Source organism: Streptomyces cucumeris, assembly GCF_024295805.1.
Lineage (GTDB): Bacteria > Actinomycetota > Actinomycetes > Streptomycetales > Streptomycetaceae > Streptomyces > Streptomyces cucumeris.
Map to the genome: position 1 here is coordinate 185,744 of NZ_JANCLX010000005.1, position 15,259 is coordinate 201,002.

The window sequence follows — 15,259 nt, forward strand, 5'->3', positions numbered from 1 at the left end:
GGTCAGTCCCCGTTGTCGCTGTTGGCGGCGTCGTTGTCCCCGTTGGCGGCGGTGCCGTTGCCGGTCGTGCCGTTCCCGTTCCCCGTCGTGCCGTTCCCGGCGGCCGTGTTGCCCCGCCGGTCGGCGTTGCCGGAGGGGGTCGCCGTCACGGTGACCGTCGGCGTCGGCTTGGGCTTGGCCGGTTTGGGCGGCAGCACGGTGTCCCGCGGGTTGGAGGGCGGTGGCTCGACCACGACGCCGACGATGTCCAGCTTGCTGAACGACACGTAGGGGCGCACCTGGAGGGTGCGGGTGAGGTCGCCGCCGGTGGGGTCCACCCGGACCACCTTGCCGACCGGAACGCCGGGCACGAAGGGCTTGTCCGCCTGGGAGCCGAAGGTGACCATCCGGTCGCCCTTCTTGATCTTCGCCTTGCCGTTCAACAGCTGGACGTGGAGCGAGCGGTCACCGCGACCGCCCGCGAAGCCGAGCTCACCGGACTTCTCCATCCGGGTGCCGACGGTGAAGTCGGGGTCGATGGCGAGCAGCACGGTGGAGGTGGAGGGGCCGACGGTGGTGACCCGGCCGACCAGTCCGTCACCGTTGAGGACGGTCATATCGCGGCGGATGCCGTCGTCGCTGCCGATGTCGATGGTGACGGTCCAGGAGAAGCCCTGGGCGGCGCCGATACCGATGACCTCGGCGCCCTTGATGCCGTACTGGCCGCGGCTGGCGACCTTCCGCAGCTTGTCGAGTTCGACCACCCGCGCGCGGTTGCGGTCGTTGCTGCCGAGCCGCGCCTTGAGCTTGGCGTTCTCCTGCTCCAGCGCCTTGATGCGGTTGTGCCGGTCGTCGGAGTCCCGGACGGCCGCCACCGCGTTGCCGACCGGGTCGACGGCGGACGCGACGCCGTCCTCCACCGGGCCGAAAACCGAAGCGGCGGCCTGGCGCGCGCCGTCGAGGGGTGAGTCCTCGCCGCCGCGGATGTCCACCGTGATCAGCGCGAACGCGATGGCGACCAGCAGCACCAGAAGCAGCCGGCTCTCTCGTGTGTCCCTCACGTGCGGCGACGTGCCTTCCTCGTCGGAGTAGGACCGGTCCCGGCGATATGTGCTCTACGGCCGGTCCTTAAGGAGCCTTATGCCTGTATATCAGCGATCCGCCGCACGGGCAGCCAGCGGCTGTCGACCTGTGCGGCGGATCCGCCGGATTGTCATCTGCGGGGCTGGGCGTCCAGCACCTGCTGGAGCGCCTCGAACTCCTCGACGCACTTGCCGGAGCCGAGCGCGACGGAGTCCAGCGGGTCCTCGGCGATGTGGATCGGCATGCCGGTCTCACGGCGCAGCCGCTCGTCCAGGCCGCGCAGCAGGGCGCCGCCGCCGGTGAGCACGATGCCGCGGTCCATCACATCGCCGGAGAGCTCCGGGGGGCACTTGTCGAGGGTCGTCTTGACCGCGTCGACGATCGAGTTGACCGGCTCCTCCATCGCCTTGCGGACCTCGGCGGCGGAGATGACAACGGTCTTGGGGAGTCCGCTGACCAGGTCACGGCCACGGATCTCGGTGTGCTCCTCCTGGTCGCTCTCGAACGCGGAGCCGATGGTGATCTTGATGTTCTCGGCGGTGCGCTCACCAAGCAGGAGGCTGTACTCCTTCTTGATGTGCTGGATGATCGCGTTGTCCAGCTCATCGCCGGCCACCCGGATGGACTGCGCGGTGACGATGCCGCCGAGCGAGATCACGGCGACCTCGGTGGTACCGCCGCCGATGTCCACGACCATGTTGCCGGTGGCCTCGTGCACCGGCAGACCGGAACCGATGGCGGCGGCCATAGGCTCCTCGATGATGTGCACCTGGCGGGCACCCGCCTGGGTGGACGCCTCGATGACGGCACGGCGCTCCACACCGGTGATACCGGACGGCACACACACCACCACGCGGGGCCGGGCGAGATAGCGGCGCTTGTGGATCTTCAGGATGAAGTACCGCAGCATCCGCTCGGTGATCTCGAAGTCGGCGATGACGCCGTCCTTGAGCGGACGCACGGCGACGATGTTGCCAGGGGTCCGGCCGATCATCTTCTTCGCCTCGGCGCCCACGGCGAGAATTCCGCCGGTGTTGGTGTTGATGGCGACGACGGACGGCTCGTTGAGAACGATCCCGCGGCCCCTGACGTACACCAGCGTGTTGGCGGTGCCGAGGTCGACAGCCATGTCACGGCCGATGAACGACATATTGTTCCCCATGAGGATACGTCAGGCCTTCCCTACTGGAGCGATTGCTTGCTTGAGGTTCGGCAGGATGGGTGCGCCGCGAGGCGCGGAGGTTTCATCGTAGTCACGCCCGCTCGAACACGCTGCGGGGGTCCTCCGCCATTGTCAGCAGAACACGAGCCCGCCCCCTCTAATGGTGACGTCGTGTCGCGGAGATGCGTTCCCCCGATCGGGCCGCATATGCGGAGGGGCGGCCGATAGATTCGGCCGCCCCCAGGTCAGCAGGGGTGTGACAAGTTGATGATCATTTAGCCCGGGCCGGGCGGGATCCGGCGGGAATCAGGCGAGACCGGGAAAGAAAAGCTTGATTTCCCGCTGTGCGGACTCCTCCGAGTCCGAGGCGTGGATGAGATTCTCCCGAACGATGGTGCCGAAATCCCCGCGGATGGAGCCCGGCGCGGCGGCGATCGGGTCGGTCGGACCGGCCAGCGCCCGCACCCCCTCGATCACACGCTCGCCCTCGACGACCAGGGCCACGACCGGGCCGGAGGACATGAACTCCACCAACGGCTCGTAGAACGGCCTGCCGACGTGCTCGGCGTAGTGCTGCTCCAGGAGGTCACGGCCCAGCTCACGCAGTTCCAGGGCGGTGATCCGCCAGCCGGCCTTCCTCTCGATCCGCCCCAGGACCTCGCCCACCAGACCTCGGCGTACGGCGTCGGGCTTGAGAAGGACGAGAGTGCGCTGGCTCACGGTGCGGGCTCCTTAGAGAAATGGCATGCGGGTGAAGCTGTGCCGCAGAGGCTACATGGGTGAACAGCGGTCACGTTACGCAGCGTCAGCGGACGGGGCGGCACCGGCTCCGGCGTACCGGGCCTTGGCCGCGTCGACCTTCCGGCCGAAGTGGACCGAGGCCCACCACAGCCCGGCGAAGACCGCGCCGAGGAAGAACATCACGGGGACGACCAGACCGCTCAGCACCAGGCCGAGCTGGAGGGCCCAGCCGATCTGCACCGCCCCGGGACGGCTGAGCATCCCGCACAGCAGCACGCACAGCACCATGGCGACAGCGCAGACCGTCCAGACGACTCCGGCCGACAGATCGGCCGTCTTCATCGCGACCAGCCCCCCGAAGCCGATGACGAAGAACTCACCGATCAGGGTGGAGGCGCACAGCGTTCGCATTTCAGCCCTTTCCCAGAAGCAGCCGGGCCTCGCCGACCGTGATCACGGATCCGGTGACCAGGACCCCCGCGCCGGAGTATTCGCTCTCTTCCTCCGCCAGGGTGACAGCCTGCTCCAGCGCGTCGTCCAGCCGGGGCTCGACCTGCACCCGGTCGGCGCCGAAGACCTCGACCGCGATGGCCGCCAGCTCGTCCGCGTCCATCGCGCGATGGGTGGAGTTGCGGGTCACCACGACCTCGGCGAAAACCGGCTCGAACGCCTCCAGCAGCCCGCGCACGTCCTTGTCGTCGCTGGCCCCGACCACACCGATCAGCCGGCTGAAGCCGAACGCCTCGGTGACGGCCTCGGCCGCGGCACGCGCGCCCGCCGGGTTGTGGGCGGCGTCCAGCACCACGGTGGGGCTGCGGCGGACCACCTCCATCCGGCCGGGCGAGGTGACCGAGGCGAAGGCGGTGCGGACGGTGTCCATGTCGAGCGTGCGGGCGTGCTGGGTGCCGATGCCGAAGAACGCCTCGACGGCGGCCAGGGCCACCGCGGCGTTGTGCGCCTGGTGGGCGCCGTACAGCGGGAGGAAGACCTCCGGGTACTCACCGCCGAGGCCGCGCAGGGTCAGCAGCTGACCGCCGACCGCCACCTCACGGGAGAGCACCCCGAACTCCATGCCCTCACGGGCGACCGTGGCGTCCACCTCGACCGCGCGCTTGAGGATCACGGACGCGGCCTCCACCGGCTGCTGTGCCAGCACCACGGTGGCGTCCTGCTTGACTATCCCGGACTTCTCCACGGCGATCTGCTCGGGCGTGGTGCCGAGCCGGGCGGTGTGGTCCAGGGAGATCGGCATGATCACCGAGACCCCCGCGTCGATCACATTGGTGGCGTCCCAGGAGCCGCCCATACCGACCTCGACGACCGCGATGTCCACCGGCGCGTCGGCGAAGGCCGCGTAGGCCATACCGGTCAGCACCTCGAAGAAGGACAGCCGGTGCTCCTGCTGTCCGTCCACCATGTCCACATACGGCTTGATGTCCTGGTATGTCTCGATGAACCGCTCGGCGGAGATGGGCGCGCCGTCCAGGCTGATCCGCTCGGTGATGGACTGCACATGCGGGCTGGTGTAGCGGCCGGTGCGCAGCTCGAAGGCGCCCAGCAGCGCCTCGATCATGCGCGCGGTACTGGTCTTGCCGTTGGTCCCGGTGATGTGGATCGAGGGGTAGGCGCGCTGCGGGGAGCCGAGGATGTCCATCAGCGCCTCGATGCGCGCGAGCGACGGGTCCAGCTTGGTCTCCGGCCAGCGCGCGGCCAGCTCGGCCTCCACCTCGCGCAGCGCGCGCTCCACCTCGGGGTCGGTGGGCCGGGCCGGGATGCCGTCACCCTGCGGCGGCCCGGACTGGGTGCGCAGGGTGCGGCTGCCGGCCTCGATCACCGCCAGGTCGGGATCACGGTCGGTCTCGGCTTCGACGATCTCTTCGAATTCGTCCGGTTCGTCGGCTTCGTTCTGGGGGCGCTCGCTCACACGGTCCAGTCTACGAGCCAGGACCCTCGGGTCCTTCGCGCGCCTCGTACCGTCAGCCCAGCGTGGCCCGCATCACCGACCGGGCGATCGGACCGGCCAGACCCCCGCCGGAGACATCGGCGCGCGCGGCGTCGCTGTCCTCGACCACCACCGCCACCGCCACCTTGTGTCCCTTGCCGTCATCCGCGTAACTGACGAACCACGCGTACGGCGTACCGCTGTTGTTCTCCCCGTGCTGCGCGGTACCGGTCTTGCCGCCCACCTCCGTCCCGGGGATCCGGGCGTTGGTGCCGGTGCCCTCGTCCACCACGGTCCGCATCGCCGAGCGCAGCTCGGACGCGGTGTCCTCGGACATCGCCCGGCCGTACTCCTCCGGCTCGGTACGGTCCAGGGCGGACGCGCCGCCATCGGTCGTACGGTCCACCAGATGCGGCGTCATCAGCTTGCCGCCCTCGGCGATGGCCGAGGTCACCATGGCCATCTGGAGCGGGGTCGCGGTGACGTCGAACTGGCCGATACCGCTCAGTCCGGTCTGCGCGTCGTTCATCCCGTCCGGATAGACGCTCTTCGCGGCACGCACCGGGATGTCCAGCTCGGAGTCGCCGAACCCCATCTTCTCGGCCTGTGCCGCCACCTTCTCCTGGCCCAGATCCACGGCCATCTTGGCGAAGACCGTGTTGCACGAGTACTGGAGGGCGGTACGGATCGTGGCGTCCTCACAGGGCGCGGACGGGTTCTCGTTGCGCATCTTGGTGGCGGTGCCCGGCAGCAGATACGGATCGGGGCTCTCGGTCGCCACGTCCACCGAGTCGTACAGCCCGTCCTCCAGCGCGGCGGCGGCCACCACCAGCTTGAAGGCCGAACCCGGCGGGTACGTCTGGCGCAGCGCCCGGTTCAGCATCGGCTGCTTCTTGTCCTTCTGGAGCGCCTGCCACGCCTTCTGGTCGCCGGTGGAGGAGCCCGCGAAGCTGCCGGGGTTGTAGGAGGGTGTGCTCACCAGGGCGAGGACGCGGCCGGTGTCCGGATCGATCGCCACGGCGGCGCCGGTCTTGTCCCCCAGCCCCTCGAAGGCGGCCTTCTGGGCGGCCGGGTCGATCGTGGTGATCACGTCACCGGGCTCGGAGCGCTCCCGGGTGACCGCCTGGAGGGGGTTCTTCAGCCTGCTGTCGGAGCCGTCGAGGACCGGGCGCTCCAGGGCCTCAAGCTGGTTGCTGCCGTAGGACTGGGAGGCGTAGCCGGTGACCGGCGCGTACAGCTCGCCGTCGGTGTAGGTGCGCTTGTAGCGCAGACTGCCCTCGGTGGCCCGGGAGCCGGTGACCGGCTTGCCGTCGACCACGATGTCGCCGAGGGGGTTGGCGTACTGGGCGATGGCCCTGCGGGTGTTGTGCGGGTTGTCCCGGAGGCTGCTGCCCCGCGCCACCTGGACATAGGTGACCCACGCGATCAGGGTCAGCACCAGCAGCAGGGAGAACACCGAGGCGTTCCGCAGCGGCTTGTTCATTCGGCCAGATCTCCTTCCGGGACGTACATGGAGAAAGACTCCCGGAAGGTCCGTTGTGGTTCCCGATGGGGCATACCTGTGCATCCGCTGTGAGACCGGTGTGCCCCGGGCCTGAAGTGAGCCGGAACGCGTCAGCGCCCCCGCCGTCGGACGGCGGGGGCGCTGCTGGTGGCTACGCGGTGGATCAGCCCTGGGTCAGCCCTTGGGCAGGGCCGCCAACTGGGCGGTGATCCGGGCGATATCGGCCTCGGCGGTCGCCTGCCGGGTGCGGATCTTCTCGACCACGTGATCCGGCGCCTTGGCGAGGAAGCCCTCGTTGGCCAGCTTCGCCGTGGTCTGCGCCTTGTCCTTCTCGGCCGCGGCGAGGTCCTTGGCCAGCCGCTTGCGCTCGGCCTCGACGTCGATCGCACCGGACAGGTCCAGCGCCACCGTCGCGCCCGCGACCGGCAGCGAGGCGGTCGCGGTGAACTCCTCACCGGCGGGCTGGAGACGCAGCAGCGACCGCATGGCGTCCTCATGGGGCGCCAGCGGCGTACCGGACAGGTCGAGCCGCGCGGGGACCCGCTGACCGGGCTGGAGACCCTGGTCGGCACGGAACCGGCGGACCTCGGTGACCACCTGCTGGAGGTTCTCGATCTCCCGCTCCGCCGCCTCGTCCCGGAAGCCGCTGTCCTTCGGCCAGTCGGCGATGACCACCGACTCCTGACCGGTCAGCGAGGTCCACAGCTTCTCGGTGACGAACGGGACGACCGGGTGCAGCAGCCGCAGGGTGACGTCCAGGACCTCGCCGAGGACGCGGCGCGAGGCGTCGGCCTCCGGACCGCCCTTGGCGAAGGTGGTCTTGGACAGCTCGACGTACCAGTCGAAGACCTCGTCCCAGGCGAAGTGGTAGAGGACGTCGGAGAGCTTGGCGAACTGGTAGTCCTCGTAGAACGCGTCGACCTCGGCGACGACCTCGTTCAGCCGGGACAGGATCCAGCGGTCGGTGGCCGAGAGCCGCTCGGGGGCGGGGAGTTCGCCCTCGACCGTGGCGCCGTTCATCAGGGCGAAGCGGGTCGCGTTCCAGATCTTGTTGGCGAAGTTCCGGGACGCCTGGACCCAGTCCTCGCCGATCGGGACGTCCACACCGGGATTGGCGCCGCGGGCCAGGGTGAAGCGGACCGCGTCGGAGCCGTACTGGTCCATCCAGTCCAGCGGATTGACCGCGTTCCCGAAGGACTTGGACATCTTCTTGCCGAACTGGTCACGGACCATCCCGTGCAGGGCGATGGTGTGGAACGGCGGGGTGCCGTCCATCGCGTACAGGCCGAACATCATCATCCGGGCGACCCAGAAGAACAGGATGTCGTAGCCGGTGACCAGGACGGAGTTCGGATAGAACTTCTCCAGGCTCTCGGTCCGCTCCGGCCAGCCCATCGTGGAGAACGGCCACAGCCCGGAGGAGAACCAGGTGTCCAGGACGTCATTGTCCTGGTGCCAGCCCGCGCCGCTCGGCGGCTCCTCGTCCGGTCCGACGCAGACGACCTCGCCCTCCGGCCCGTACCAGACCGGGATCCGGTGGCCCCACCAGAGCTGGCGCGAGATGCACCAGTCGTGGAGGTTGTCGACCCAGTCGAAGTAGCGCTTCGACATGTCCTCCGGGTGGATCTTCACCCGGCCGTCGCGGACGGCGTCGCCCGCGGCCTTGGCGAGCGGACCGACCTTGACCCACCACTGCATGGACAGCCGCGGCTCGATGGTGGTCTTGCAGCGCGAGCAGTGGCCGACGGAGTGGGTGTACGGCCGCTTCTCGGTGACGATGCGGCCCTCGGCGCGCAGCGCGCCGACGATGGCGCTGCGGGCCTCCAGCCGGTCCAGGCCCTGGAAGGGGCCGTGGGCGGTGATCACCGCGTGCTCGTCCATGACGGAGAGGTTCGGCAGGCCGTGGCGCTGGCCGATCTCGAAGTCGTTCGGGTCATGGGCCGGGGTGACCTTGACCGCGCCGGTGCCGAACTCCGGGTCGACGTGGGCGTCGGCGACGACCGGGATGCGACGGCCGGTGAGCGGCAGTTCGATCTCGGTGCCGACCAGGTGGCGGTAGCGCTCGTCCTCCGGGTGGACCGCGACCGCGGTGTCGCCCAGCATCGTCTCCGCGCGGGTGGTCGCGACGACGATCGACGCATCCCCCTCGCCGTAGCGGATCGAGACGAGCTCGCCGTCCTCGTCGTCGTACTCGACCTCGATGTCGGAGATGGCCGTGAGACAGCGGGGGCACCAGTTGATGATGCGCTCGGCGCGGTAGATCAGCTCATCGTCGTAGAGCTTCTTGAAGATGGTCTGGACGGACTTGGACAGGCCCTCGTCCATCGTGAACCGCTCGCGGTTCCAGGCGACACCGTCACCCAGGCGCCGCATCTGGCCGGAGATCTGCCCGCCCGACTCGCCCTTCCAGCGCCAGACCCGCTCGACGAACGCCTCCCGGCCCAGGTCGTGGCGGGAGACGCCCTCCTTGGCCAGTTCCCGCTCGACCACGTTCTGTGTGGCGATACCGGCGTGGTCCATCCCCGGCTGCCACAGCGTCTCGTAGCCCTGCATGCGCTTGCGCCGGGTGAGCGCGTCGATGAGGGTGTGCTCGAAGGCATGACCGAGGTGCAGCGATCCGGTCACGTTCGGGGGCGGGATGACGACGGTGTAGGGCTCTTTGTCGCTCTTGGCGCTGGCCTCGAAATAACCTCGCTCTACCCAGCGCTCGTACAACTGCCCCTCTACATCGGCCGGCGCGTACTGGGTCGGCAGTTCGGGGTGGCTGTTCGGCCCGTCGGGGCGCTGCGAAGAGTTCTCGGTCACGACGGCAGTCTAAAGGGCGGGGGCAGTCCGTTACGAACCCGTTGTGGCCCCGGCGCCAAGCCACGGCAGCGCGTCGGGAAGGATGTTCCGCACCTGTCATGCGCATCAAGGAGAGAGGCACGATGAGCTATCAGCAGCCGCCGCCGCAGCCCGGCCCCTACGGGGGTCAGCCAGGGCCGTACGGCGCCGGTCAGCCGCCTGTGCCCAATCCGTATGCCCAGCAGCCCGGCGGATACGCCCAGCCCCCGCAGGGAGGCTATGGACAGCAGGGCGGCTACGGCGCGCCGGGTCCGTACGCGGCGCCGCCCCAGACGCCCTACGGCCGGCCTCCGCAGCAGGGGGCGCCGCAGCAGGGGGCGGGCTACTACGGCGGACCGCCGCCCGCGCCCGCGTCCGGCGGCCGCGGCAAGGGGCGGACCATCGGTCTCACGGTGGGCGCCCTGGTGGTCGTGGGCGGTCTGGTGGTGGGGGGCTTCGTGCTGCTCGGCGGCGAGAGCGGTCCGTACAAGCTGACGACGCCCAAGACGGTCGCGGCGGAGTACCAGCGCCAGGGGTCGGGCACCGACGACAGCGATCTGTCGGCGGCGGGCCGCAAGGACCTCCGGAGCGTCCCGGTCGTCAAGGACCCGCACCTGGTGGCCGCCGACTACCAGACGGCCGGCAAGAAGATGATGAAGTTCACCGGTGTCTGGGGCGAGGTGACCGACCCCCGGCGGGGCGCCGATCTCGTCCTGGCGGTCATCGTCAAGACCCTCCAGGACAACGGCACCGCCGAGGCCAACGGCTCGGCCCAGGAGTTCACCCCGGAGGACTTCGACGGGGACGTCCTGAAGTGCCAGTCGATGAAGTTCACATCGCAACAGGGATCCATGGAGGCACCCGCATGCGTCTGGGGCGATGAGAACACCCTGGGCGTGGCCGTGATGGCGGACCCGGCTGCCGCGGTTCTGGGCGACAGCATGTCCTTGAAGGACGCCGCCGACCTGACGGCCAAGGTGCGCAAGGACGCGCGCGTCGCACGGGACAGCTAGCAACACCCGAGTTCGAACGAAGGACTGAGATGAGCTACAACCAGCCGGGCCCCTACGGCCAGCAGCCGCAGCAGCCGGGTCCCTACGGGCAGGGCGGTGCCGCCGGCCAGCCCGGCTACGGCTACCCGCAGCAGGGTGGCTACGGGCAGCAGCCCCCGCCGCCGAACCCCTACGCGCAGCCGCAGGGCCAGCCGCAGCCGGGCTACGGCTACCCGCAGCAGCAGCCGCAGCAGCCCGCCCCGCCCTACGGCCAGCCCCAGCAGCCGTACGGCCAGCAGCCGCCCTACGGGCAGCCGGGCGGGCCGGGCCCGTACCAGCCGGAGCCGGGCGGCAACAAGAAGAAGGGCATAGCCATCGCCATCGGCGCGGTGGTCGTGGTGGCCGCGGTGATCGGCGGCATCGTGCTCATGGGCGGCGGTGACGACGACAAGGGCGGATCCAAGGCCAAGGGCGGCGACAAGGTCGGCGGCTCGGTCCCCGACAACGGCAAGCGCTACAAGCTCACGACGCCGGAGACGGTGGCCTCGGAGTACAAGAAGGAGCCCGGTCAGGACGCGAGCTCCGCACTGACCGAGAGCGACAAGCGCGACTTCGCCGCCTTCGGCGTGACCGACCCGGAGGGCACCGGCGCCCGCTACAAGTCGGGCTCGGGCATGGACCTCAAGGCCCTGGAGTTCAAGGGCGTCTGGGGCGAGGTGAAGGATCCCGCGAAGGTCGTCGACGGCGCCTTCGACAAGATGGCCAAGGCCGCCACGGACGACCCGTCCGCCGGGTCCAGCGGCGCCACGGCCGAACTGGTCGGCAGCCCGGAGGAGAAGTCCCCCAGCGGGCTCGACGACGCCGTGATGAAGTGCCAGAACGCCAAGTTCAACCCGGGGTCGTCCGCCACCAGCGGGGCCAAGTCGTTCACCATCCCGATCTGCATGTGGGGTGACCACAGCACCGTCGGCTACGTGGTGGTCTCCGACACGGCGTCCGCGGTGTCCGGCCGGGGTCTGACCCTGGACGAGGCCGCCGAGATCACCGCCAACGTCCGCAAGGACGCGCGCGTCGAGATCAAGTAACCGAACCGGAAAGGGGAATCCCCAGCACCCATGAGCTACAACCAGCCACCGCCGCCGCCCGGTCCTCCGCCCGGACCGTTCGGTGGCGGTCAGCCCAATCCGTACGGCGGGGGTCAGCAGCAGCCGCAGGGCGAGCCCAACCCGTACGCCCAGTCCCCGTCCTACGGCTACCCCCAGCAGCCGCAGGCACCCCAGCAGGGGTACGGCTACCCCCAGCAGCCGGGCCCCTACGGCCAGCCTCCCTACCCCGGCCAGCCCGGGACCGGCGGCGGCCGCAACAAAACCAAGATCATCGCCATTACGGCCGCCGCGGCCGTGGTGGTGGCCGCGGCCGTCACCGGAGCCGTGGTGCTCACCGGTGGCGAGGACAAGCCCGAGGCGATGAAGCTGGTCACCCCCAAGGAGCTCGACGAGGGCAACTACAAGCTGGACAAGGGCACGTCGGACCTCAAGAACGAGGGCACGACCGTGCAGGACAGCATGCCCGAGGGCGCGACCTCCGTCATGGCCCGCTACACCCAGTCCGACGACGAGAACTCGGGGCTGGTCTTCTCCGGTATGTACGGCGAGATCAGCGATCCCGGGAAGGTCCAGGACTCGATGTTCAAGGGCTTCAAGGGTGGCGACAGCTCCCCGAGCGTGGAGCGGAAGCGCAAGAAGTTCACGCCCGGCGGCGCGGACGGCCCCGCCATCGAATGCGAGGTCGTCAAGATCTACGACCGGCTCTACGCCCCGGCCTGCGCCTGGGCGGAGAAGACGGACGCCGCGATGGTGCTGGACGTCGACGGTGAGAGCGAGGACGCGTCCGATGTGGACGTGGAAGCCTTCGCCAAGGTGACCGCCGGAATCTACAAGGACACCCGCAAGCCCGCCTGAGGGCGCCGCGGGGGCGCCCTCAGGCGCGCGTCAGAGGCACCAGGAGCGTACGAAGAGGGCCCCGGGAGACCCGGGGCCCTCTTCGTACGCTCTGGGGGCGCTGACGCCCGCGCCGGGGGTGCTGAGGCGGTCAGGCGCTCTTCTCGTGGCGCTCGCCCGGCTCGCTGCCGCGGGTGCGCGGGACCAGGGTCGGGTTCACGTTGGAGTGCACGACGTCCTCGGTGATGACGACCCGGGCGACGTCCTTGCGGGACGGCACCTCGTACATCGCCGACATCAGCACCTCTTCGATGATGGCGCGCAGACCACGGGCGCCGGTGCCCCGCAGGATCGCCTGGTCGGCGATGGCCTCCAGGGCCGGACGGTCGAAGTCCAGCTCCACACCGTCGAGTTCGAACAGCCGCTGGTACTGCTTGACCAGCGCGTTCCGCGGCTCGACCAGGATCTGGAGCAGCGCCTCGCGGTCGAGGTTGTGGACGGAGGTGATGACCGGGAGACGGCCGATGAACTCCGGGATCATCCCGAACTTCACCAGGTCCTCCGGCATGACCTCCTGGAACTGGTCGCTGGCCTCGATCTCGCGCTTGGAGCGGATGGTGGCGCCGAAGCCGATGCCCTTGGCGCCCGCCCGCGACTCGATGATCTTCTCCAGACCGGCGAACGCACCGCCCACGATGAACAGCACGTTCGTGGTGTCGATCTGGATGAACTCCTGGTGCGGGTGCTTACGGCCGCCCTGCGGCGGAACCGAGGCGGTGGTGCCCTCGAGGATCTTCAGCAGTGCCTGCTGGACGCCCTCACCGGAGACATCGCGGGTGATCGAGGGGTTCTCGCTCTTGCGGGCGACCTTGTCGATCTCGTCGATGTAGATGATGCCCGTCTCGGCCTTCTTGACGTCGTAGTCAGCGGCCTGGATGAGCTTCAGGAGGATGTTCTCCACGTCCTCGCCGACGTAGCCCGCCTCGGTGAGCGCGGTGGCGTCGGCGATGGCGAAGGGGACGTTGAGCATCCGGGCGAGGGTCTGGGCCAGCAGCGTCTTGCCGGAGCCGGTGGGGCCGAGCAGCAGGATGTTGGACTTCGCCAACTCGATGCCGTCGTCGCGGCTGTTGCCTCCGTTCTCGCCCGCCTGCACCCGCTTGTAGTGGTTGTAGACGGCGACGGAGAGCGCCTTCTTGGCGGCTTCCTGGCCGACCACATAGCCCTCGAGGAACTCATAGATCTCACGCGGCTTGGGGAGTTCCTCCCAGCGCACCTCGGAGGTCTCGGCGAGCTCCTCCTCGATGATCTCGTTGCAGAGATCGATGCACTCATCGCAGATGTACACACCCGGGCCCGCGATGAGCTTCTTCACCTGCTTCTGGCTCTTCCCGCAGAACGAGCACTTGAGCAGGTCGCCGCCGTCACCGATGCGTGCCACGAGGTGCTTCCCCTTCGCCTTGGATCCGCTTTGCTCCGCGGACCCGGGTGCTTGCGCTGCGCTTTCTGCTGTGTGACCGGAGACCGGCCCCGGCCCTCTATGACGGTACCTTGCCGGGCCCCCGGTTCGGGCCCCCCTTGGACCTACTCGGTCCGAGGGGGGCGGTGTCACCGGTGCGTCAGCCGAGGCCGACGGAGGTCTTGCGGGTCGAGACGATCTGGTCGACCAGACCGTACGCCAGCGACTCCTCGGCGGTGAGGATCTTGTCCCGCTCGATGTCGTCGCGGATCTTCTCGATCGGCGTGGTGGAGTGCTTGGCCAGCATCTCCTCCAGCTGCGAGCGCATCCGCAGGATCTCGTTGGCCGCGATCTCCAGGTCGGAGACCTGGCCGCGGCCGGTCTCGCTGTACGGCTGGTGGATCAGGATCCGGGCGTTGGGCAGCGCCATCCGCTTGCCGGGGGTACCGGCGGCGAGCAGCACGGCGGCGGCCGAGGCCGCCTGGCCCATGCAGACCGTCTGGATGTCGGGCTTGACGAACTGCATCGTGTCGTAGATGGCGGTCAGCGCGGTGAACGAGCCGCCGGGCGAGTTGATGTAGACCGAAATGTCGCGGTCCGGGTCCATCGACTCCAGGCACAGGAGCTGCGCCATGACGTCGTTGGCCGAGGCGTCGTCGATCTGCACGCCCAGGAAGATCACCCGCTCCTCGAAGAGCTTGGCGTACGGGTCGTACTCACGGATGCCCTGGGAGGTGCGCTCGACGAAGCGCGGCACGACATAGCGGGATTCGGCCATCGGGCGTTCGTAGATACCGCTGCCGGGGAAGTTGTTCATCTGGGTCTTCACCATCCTGTGGCGATCTGAGGGCTGGAGGTCGGTTACGGGACGGCGGGACTCAGGCCCCGGTGCCGCCCCCGCCCGGAACGCTGGACGCGGACACCATGACGTCGTCCACCAGGCCGTACGCCTTGGCCTCATCGGCGGAGAACCAGCGGTCACGGTCCGAGTCGCGGGTGATCTGCTCCACGGTCTGGCCGGTGTGGAAGGCGGTCAGCTCCGCCATGCGCTTCTTGGTGTGCAGCAGCCGCTCTGCGTGGATCTTGATGTCCGAGGCCGAACCCGCCAGGCCCGCGGAGGGCTGGTGGATCAGGATCTCGGCGTTCGGCAGCGCGAACCGCTTGCCCGGGGTGCCGGCACTCAGCAGGAACTGTCCCATCGAGGCGGCGAGGCCCATGGCGATGGTGACCACGTCGTTCTGGATGTACTGCATGGTGTCGTAGATCGCCATGCCGGCCGAGATCGAGCCGCCCGGGGAGTTGATGTAGAGATAGATGTCCTTGTCCGGGTCGGCTGCCAGCAGGAGCAACTGCGCCGTGATCTTGTTCGCGATGTCGTCGTCGACCGGCTGGCCGAGGAAGATGATCCGCTCGCCGAGCAGCCGGTTGTAGACCTGGTCGCCGAGGCCACCGATGGTCGGCTCGCCGGCGGCGGAAGGCATCGTATTCGTCACGTATCCACCTGCTCGTCTCTGACGGCGACTGGCCGTCTCAGCGTCTTCTCTGGGCTGGGGGATATGGCCGCCGGTGCGCTCCGGCGGGCTCGTGAGACTCCCCTGCCCTCGTATCTACGGACCCTAACGCGCTGGTCGGCGGGC

General features: G+C 69.1%; 13 protein-coding genes. 3 read left to right on the top strand and 10 right to left on the bottom strand.

What is annotated here, in order from left to right:
* Positions 1-2: 2 nt before the first annotated feature.
* The 7 genes from mreC to NMK44_RS09745 all read right to left on the bottom strand — a co-directional run bounded on the left by mreC (position 3) and on the right by NMK44_RS09745 (position 9,216).
* On the bottom strand, positions 3-1,040 hold the full coding sequence (mreC, locus tag NMK44_RS09715; RefSeq protein WP_254740456.1) for a rod shape-determining protein MreC: 1,038 nt from the start codon (positions 1,038-1,040) through the stop codon (positions 3-5).
* Positions 1,041-1,192: 152 nt separating this feature from the next.
* Positions 1,193-2,212, bottom strand: a complete 1,020-nt coding sequence (locus NMK44_RS09720; RefSeq protein ID WP_060944038.1) for a rod shape-determining protein — start codon at positions 2,210-2,212, stop codon at positions 1,193-1,195.
* A gap of 318 nt (positions 2,213-2,530) precedes the next feature.
* Positions 2,531-2,944: a nucleoside-diphosphate kinase gene (ndk, locus tag NMK44_RS09725; RefSeq protein WP_254740458.1), complete on the bottom strand. Its 414-nt coding sequence runs from the start codon at positions 2,942-2,944 to the stop codon at positions 2,531-2,533.
* A gap of 75 nt (positions 2,945-3,019) precedes the next feature.
* Positions 3,020-3,376: a DUF4233 domain-containing protein gene (locus NMK44_RS09730; protein ID WP_254740460.1), complete on the bottom strand. Its 357-nt coding sequence runs from the start codon at positions 3,374-3,376 to the stop codon at positions 3,020-3,022.
* A 1-nt stretch (position 3,377) separates the two neighbouring features.
* Positions 3,378-4,889, bottom strand: a complete 1,512-nt coding sequence (folC, locus tag NMK44_RS09735) for a bifunctional tetrahydrofolate synthase/dihydrofolate synthase (RefSeq protein WP_308358450.1) — start codon at positions 4,887-4,889, stop codon at positions 3,378-3,380.
* A 52-nt stretch (positions 4,890-4,941) separates the two neighbouring features.
* Positions 4,942-6,390: a peptidoglycan D,D-transpeptidase FtsI family protein gene (locus NMK44_RS09740; RefSeq protein WP_254740462.1), complete on the bottom strand. Its 1,449-nt coding sequence runs from the start codon at positions 6,388-6,390 to the stop codon at positions 4,942-4,944.
* Positions 6,391-6,585: 195 nt separating this feature from the next.
* On the bottom strand, positions 6,586-9,216 hold the full coding sequence (locus NMK44_RS09745; RefSeq protein ID WP_254740464.1) for a valine--tRNA ligase: 2,631 nt from the start codon (positions 9,214-9,216) through the stop codon (positions 6,586-6,588).
* Between the two features lie 122 nt (positions 9,217-9,338).
* Between NMK44_RS09745 and NMK44_RS09750 the strand changes: the two genes are divergently transcribed.
* The 3 genes from NMK44_RS09750 to NMK44_RS09760 are packed head-to-tail and all read left to right on the top strand — an operon-like array spanning position 9,339 to position 12,187.
* Positions 9,339-10,247 carry a hypothetical protein gene (locus tag NMK44_RS09750; RefSeq protein ID WP_254740466.1) on the top strand — a complete coding sequence of 303 codons (909 nt, stop codon included), beginning with the start codon at positions 9,339-9,341 and terminating at the stop codon, positions 10,245-10,247.
* Positions 10,248-10,276: 29 nt separating this feature from the next.
* The gene (locus NMK44_RS09755) at positions 10,277-11,311 is read left to right on the top strand and encodes a hypothetical protein (RefSeq protein ID WP_254740468.1); all 1,035 of its coding nucleotides are present in this window, start codon (positions 10,277-10,279) and stop codon (positions 11,309-11,311) included.
* A 30-nt stretch (positions 11,312-11,341) separates the two neighbouring features.
* A complete protein-coding gene (locus tag NMK44_RS09760; RefSeq protein WP_254740470.1) occupies positions 11,342-12,187 on the top strand; it encodes a hypothetical protein in 846 nt (281 codons plus the stop codon).
* Between the two features lie 130 nt (positions 12,188-12,317).
* On the opposite strand, the gene clpX is transcribed toward NMK44_RS09760, so the two are convergent.
* The 3 genes from clpX to NMK44_RS09775 form a co-directional block, all read right to left on the bottom strand.
* The gene (gene clpX, locus NMK44_RS09765; RefSeq protein WP_254740472.1) at positions 12,318-13,604 is read right to left on the bottom strand and encodes an ATP-dependent Clp protease ATP-binding subunit ClpX; all 1,287 of its coding nucleotides are present in this window, start codon (positions 13,602-13,604) and stop codon (positions 12,318-12,320) included.
* Between the two features lie 178 nt (positions 13,605-13,782).
* The gene (locus tag NMK44_RS09770) at positions 13,783-14,439 is read right to left on the bottom strand and encodes an ATP-dependent Clp protease proteolytic subunit (protein ID WP_254740844.1); all 657 of its coding nucleotides are present in this window, start codon (positions 14,437-14,439) and stop codon (positions 13,783-13,785) included.
* Between the two features lie 61 nt (positions 14,440-14,500).
* Entirely contained in the window at positions 14,501-15,103 is a 603-nt protein-coding gene (locus tag NMK44_RS09775; RefSeq protein ID WP_254740846.1) for an ATP-dependent Clp protease proteolytic subunit, read from the bottom strand.
* Between the last annotated feature and the right edge of the window lie 156 nt (positions 15,104-15,259).

Coding starts and splice junctions, on each gene's coding strand:
- NMK44_RS09720 (WP_060944038.1), bottom strand. CDS start 2,212: ATGTCGTTCATCGGCCGTGACATGGCTGTCGACCTCGGCACCGCCAAC.
- NMK44_RS09730 (WP_254740460.1), bottom strand. CDS start 3,376: ATGCGAACGCTGTGCGCCTCCACCCTGATCGGTGAGTTCTTCGTCATC.
- NMK44_RS09740 (WP_254740462.1), bottom strand. CDS start 6,390: ATGAACAAGCCGCTGCGGAACGCCTCGGTGTTCTCCCTGCTGCTGGTG.
- NMK44_RS09750 (WP_254740466.1), top strand. CDS start 9,339: ATGAGCTATCAGCAGCCGCCGCCGCAGCCCGGCCCCTACGGGGGTCAG.
- NMK44_RS09755 (WP_254740468.1), top strand. CDS start 10,277: ATGAGCTACAACCAGCCGGGCCCCTACGGCCAGCAGCCGCAGCAGCCG.
- NMK44_RS09760 (WP_254740470.1), top strand. CDS start 11,342: ATGAGCTACAACCAGCCACCGCCGCCGCCCGGTCCTCCGCCCGGACCG.
- NMK44_RS09770 (WP_254740844.1), bottom strand. CDS start 14,439: ATGAACAACTTCCCCGGCAGCGGTATCTACGAACGCCCGATGGCCGAA.
- NMK44_RS09775 (WP_254740846.1), bottom strand. CDS start 15,103: ATGCCTTCCGCCGCCGGCGAGCCGACCATCGGTGGCCTCGGCGACCAG.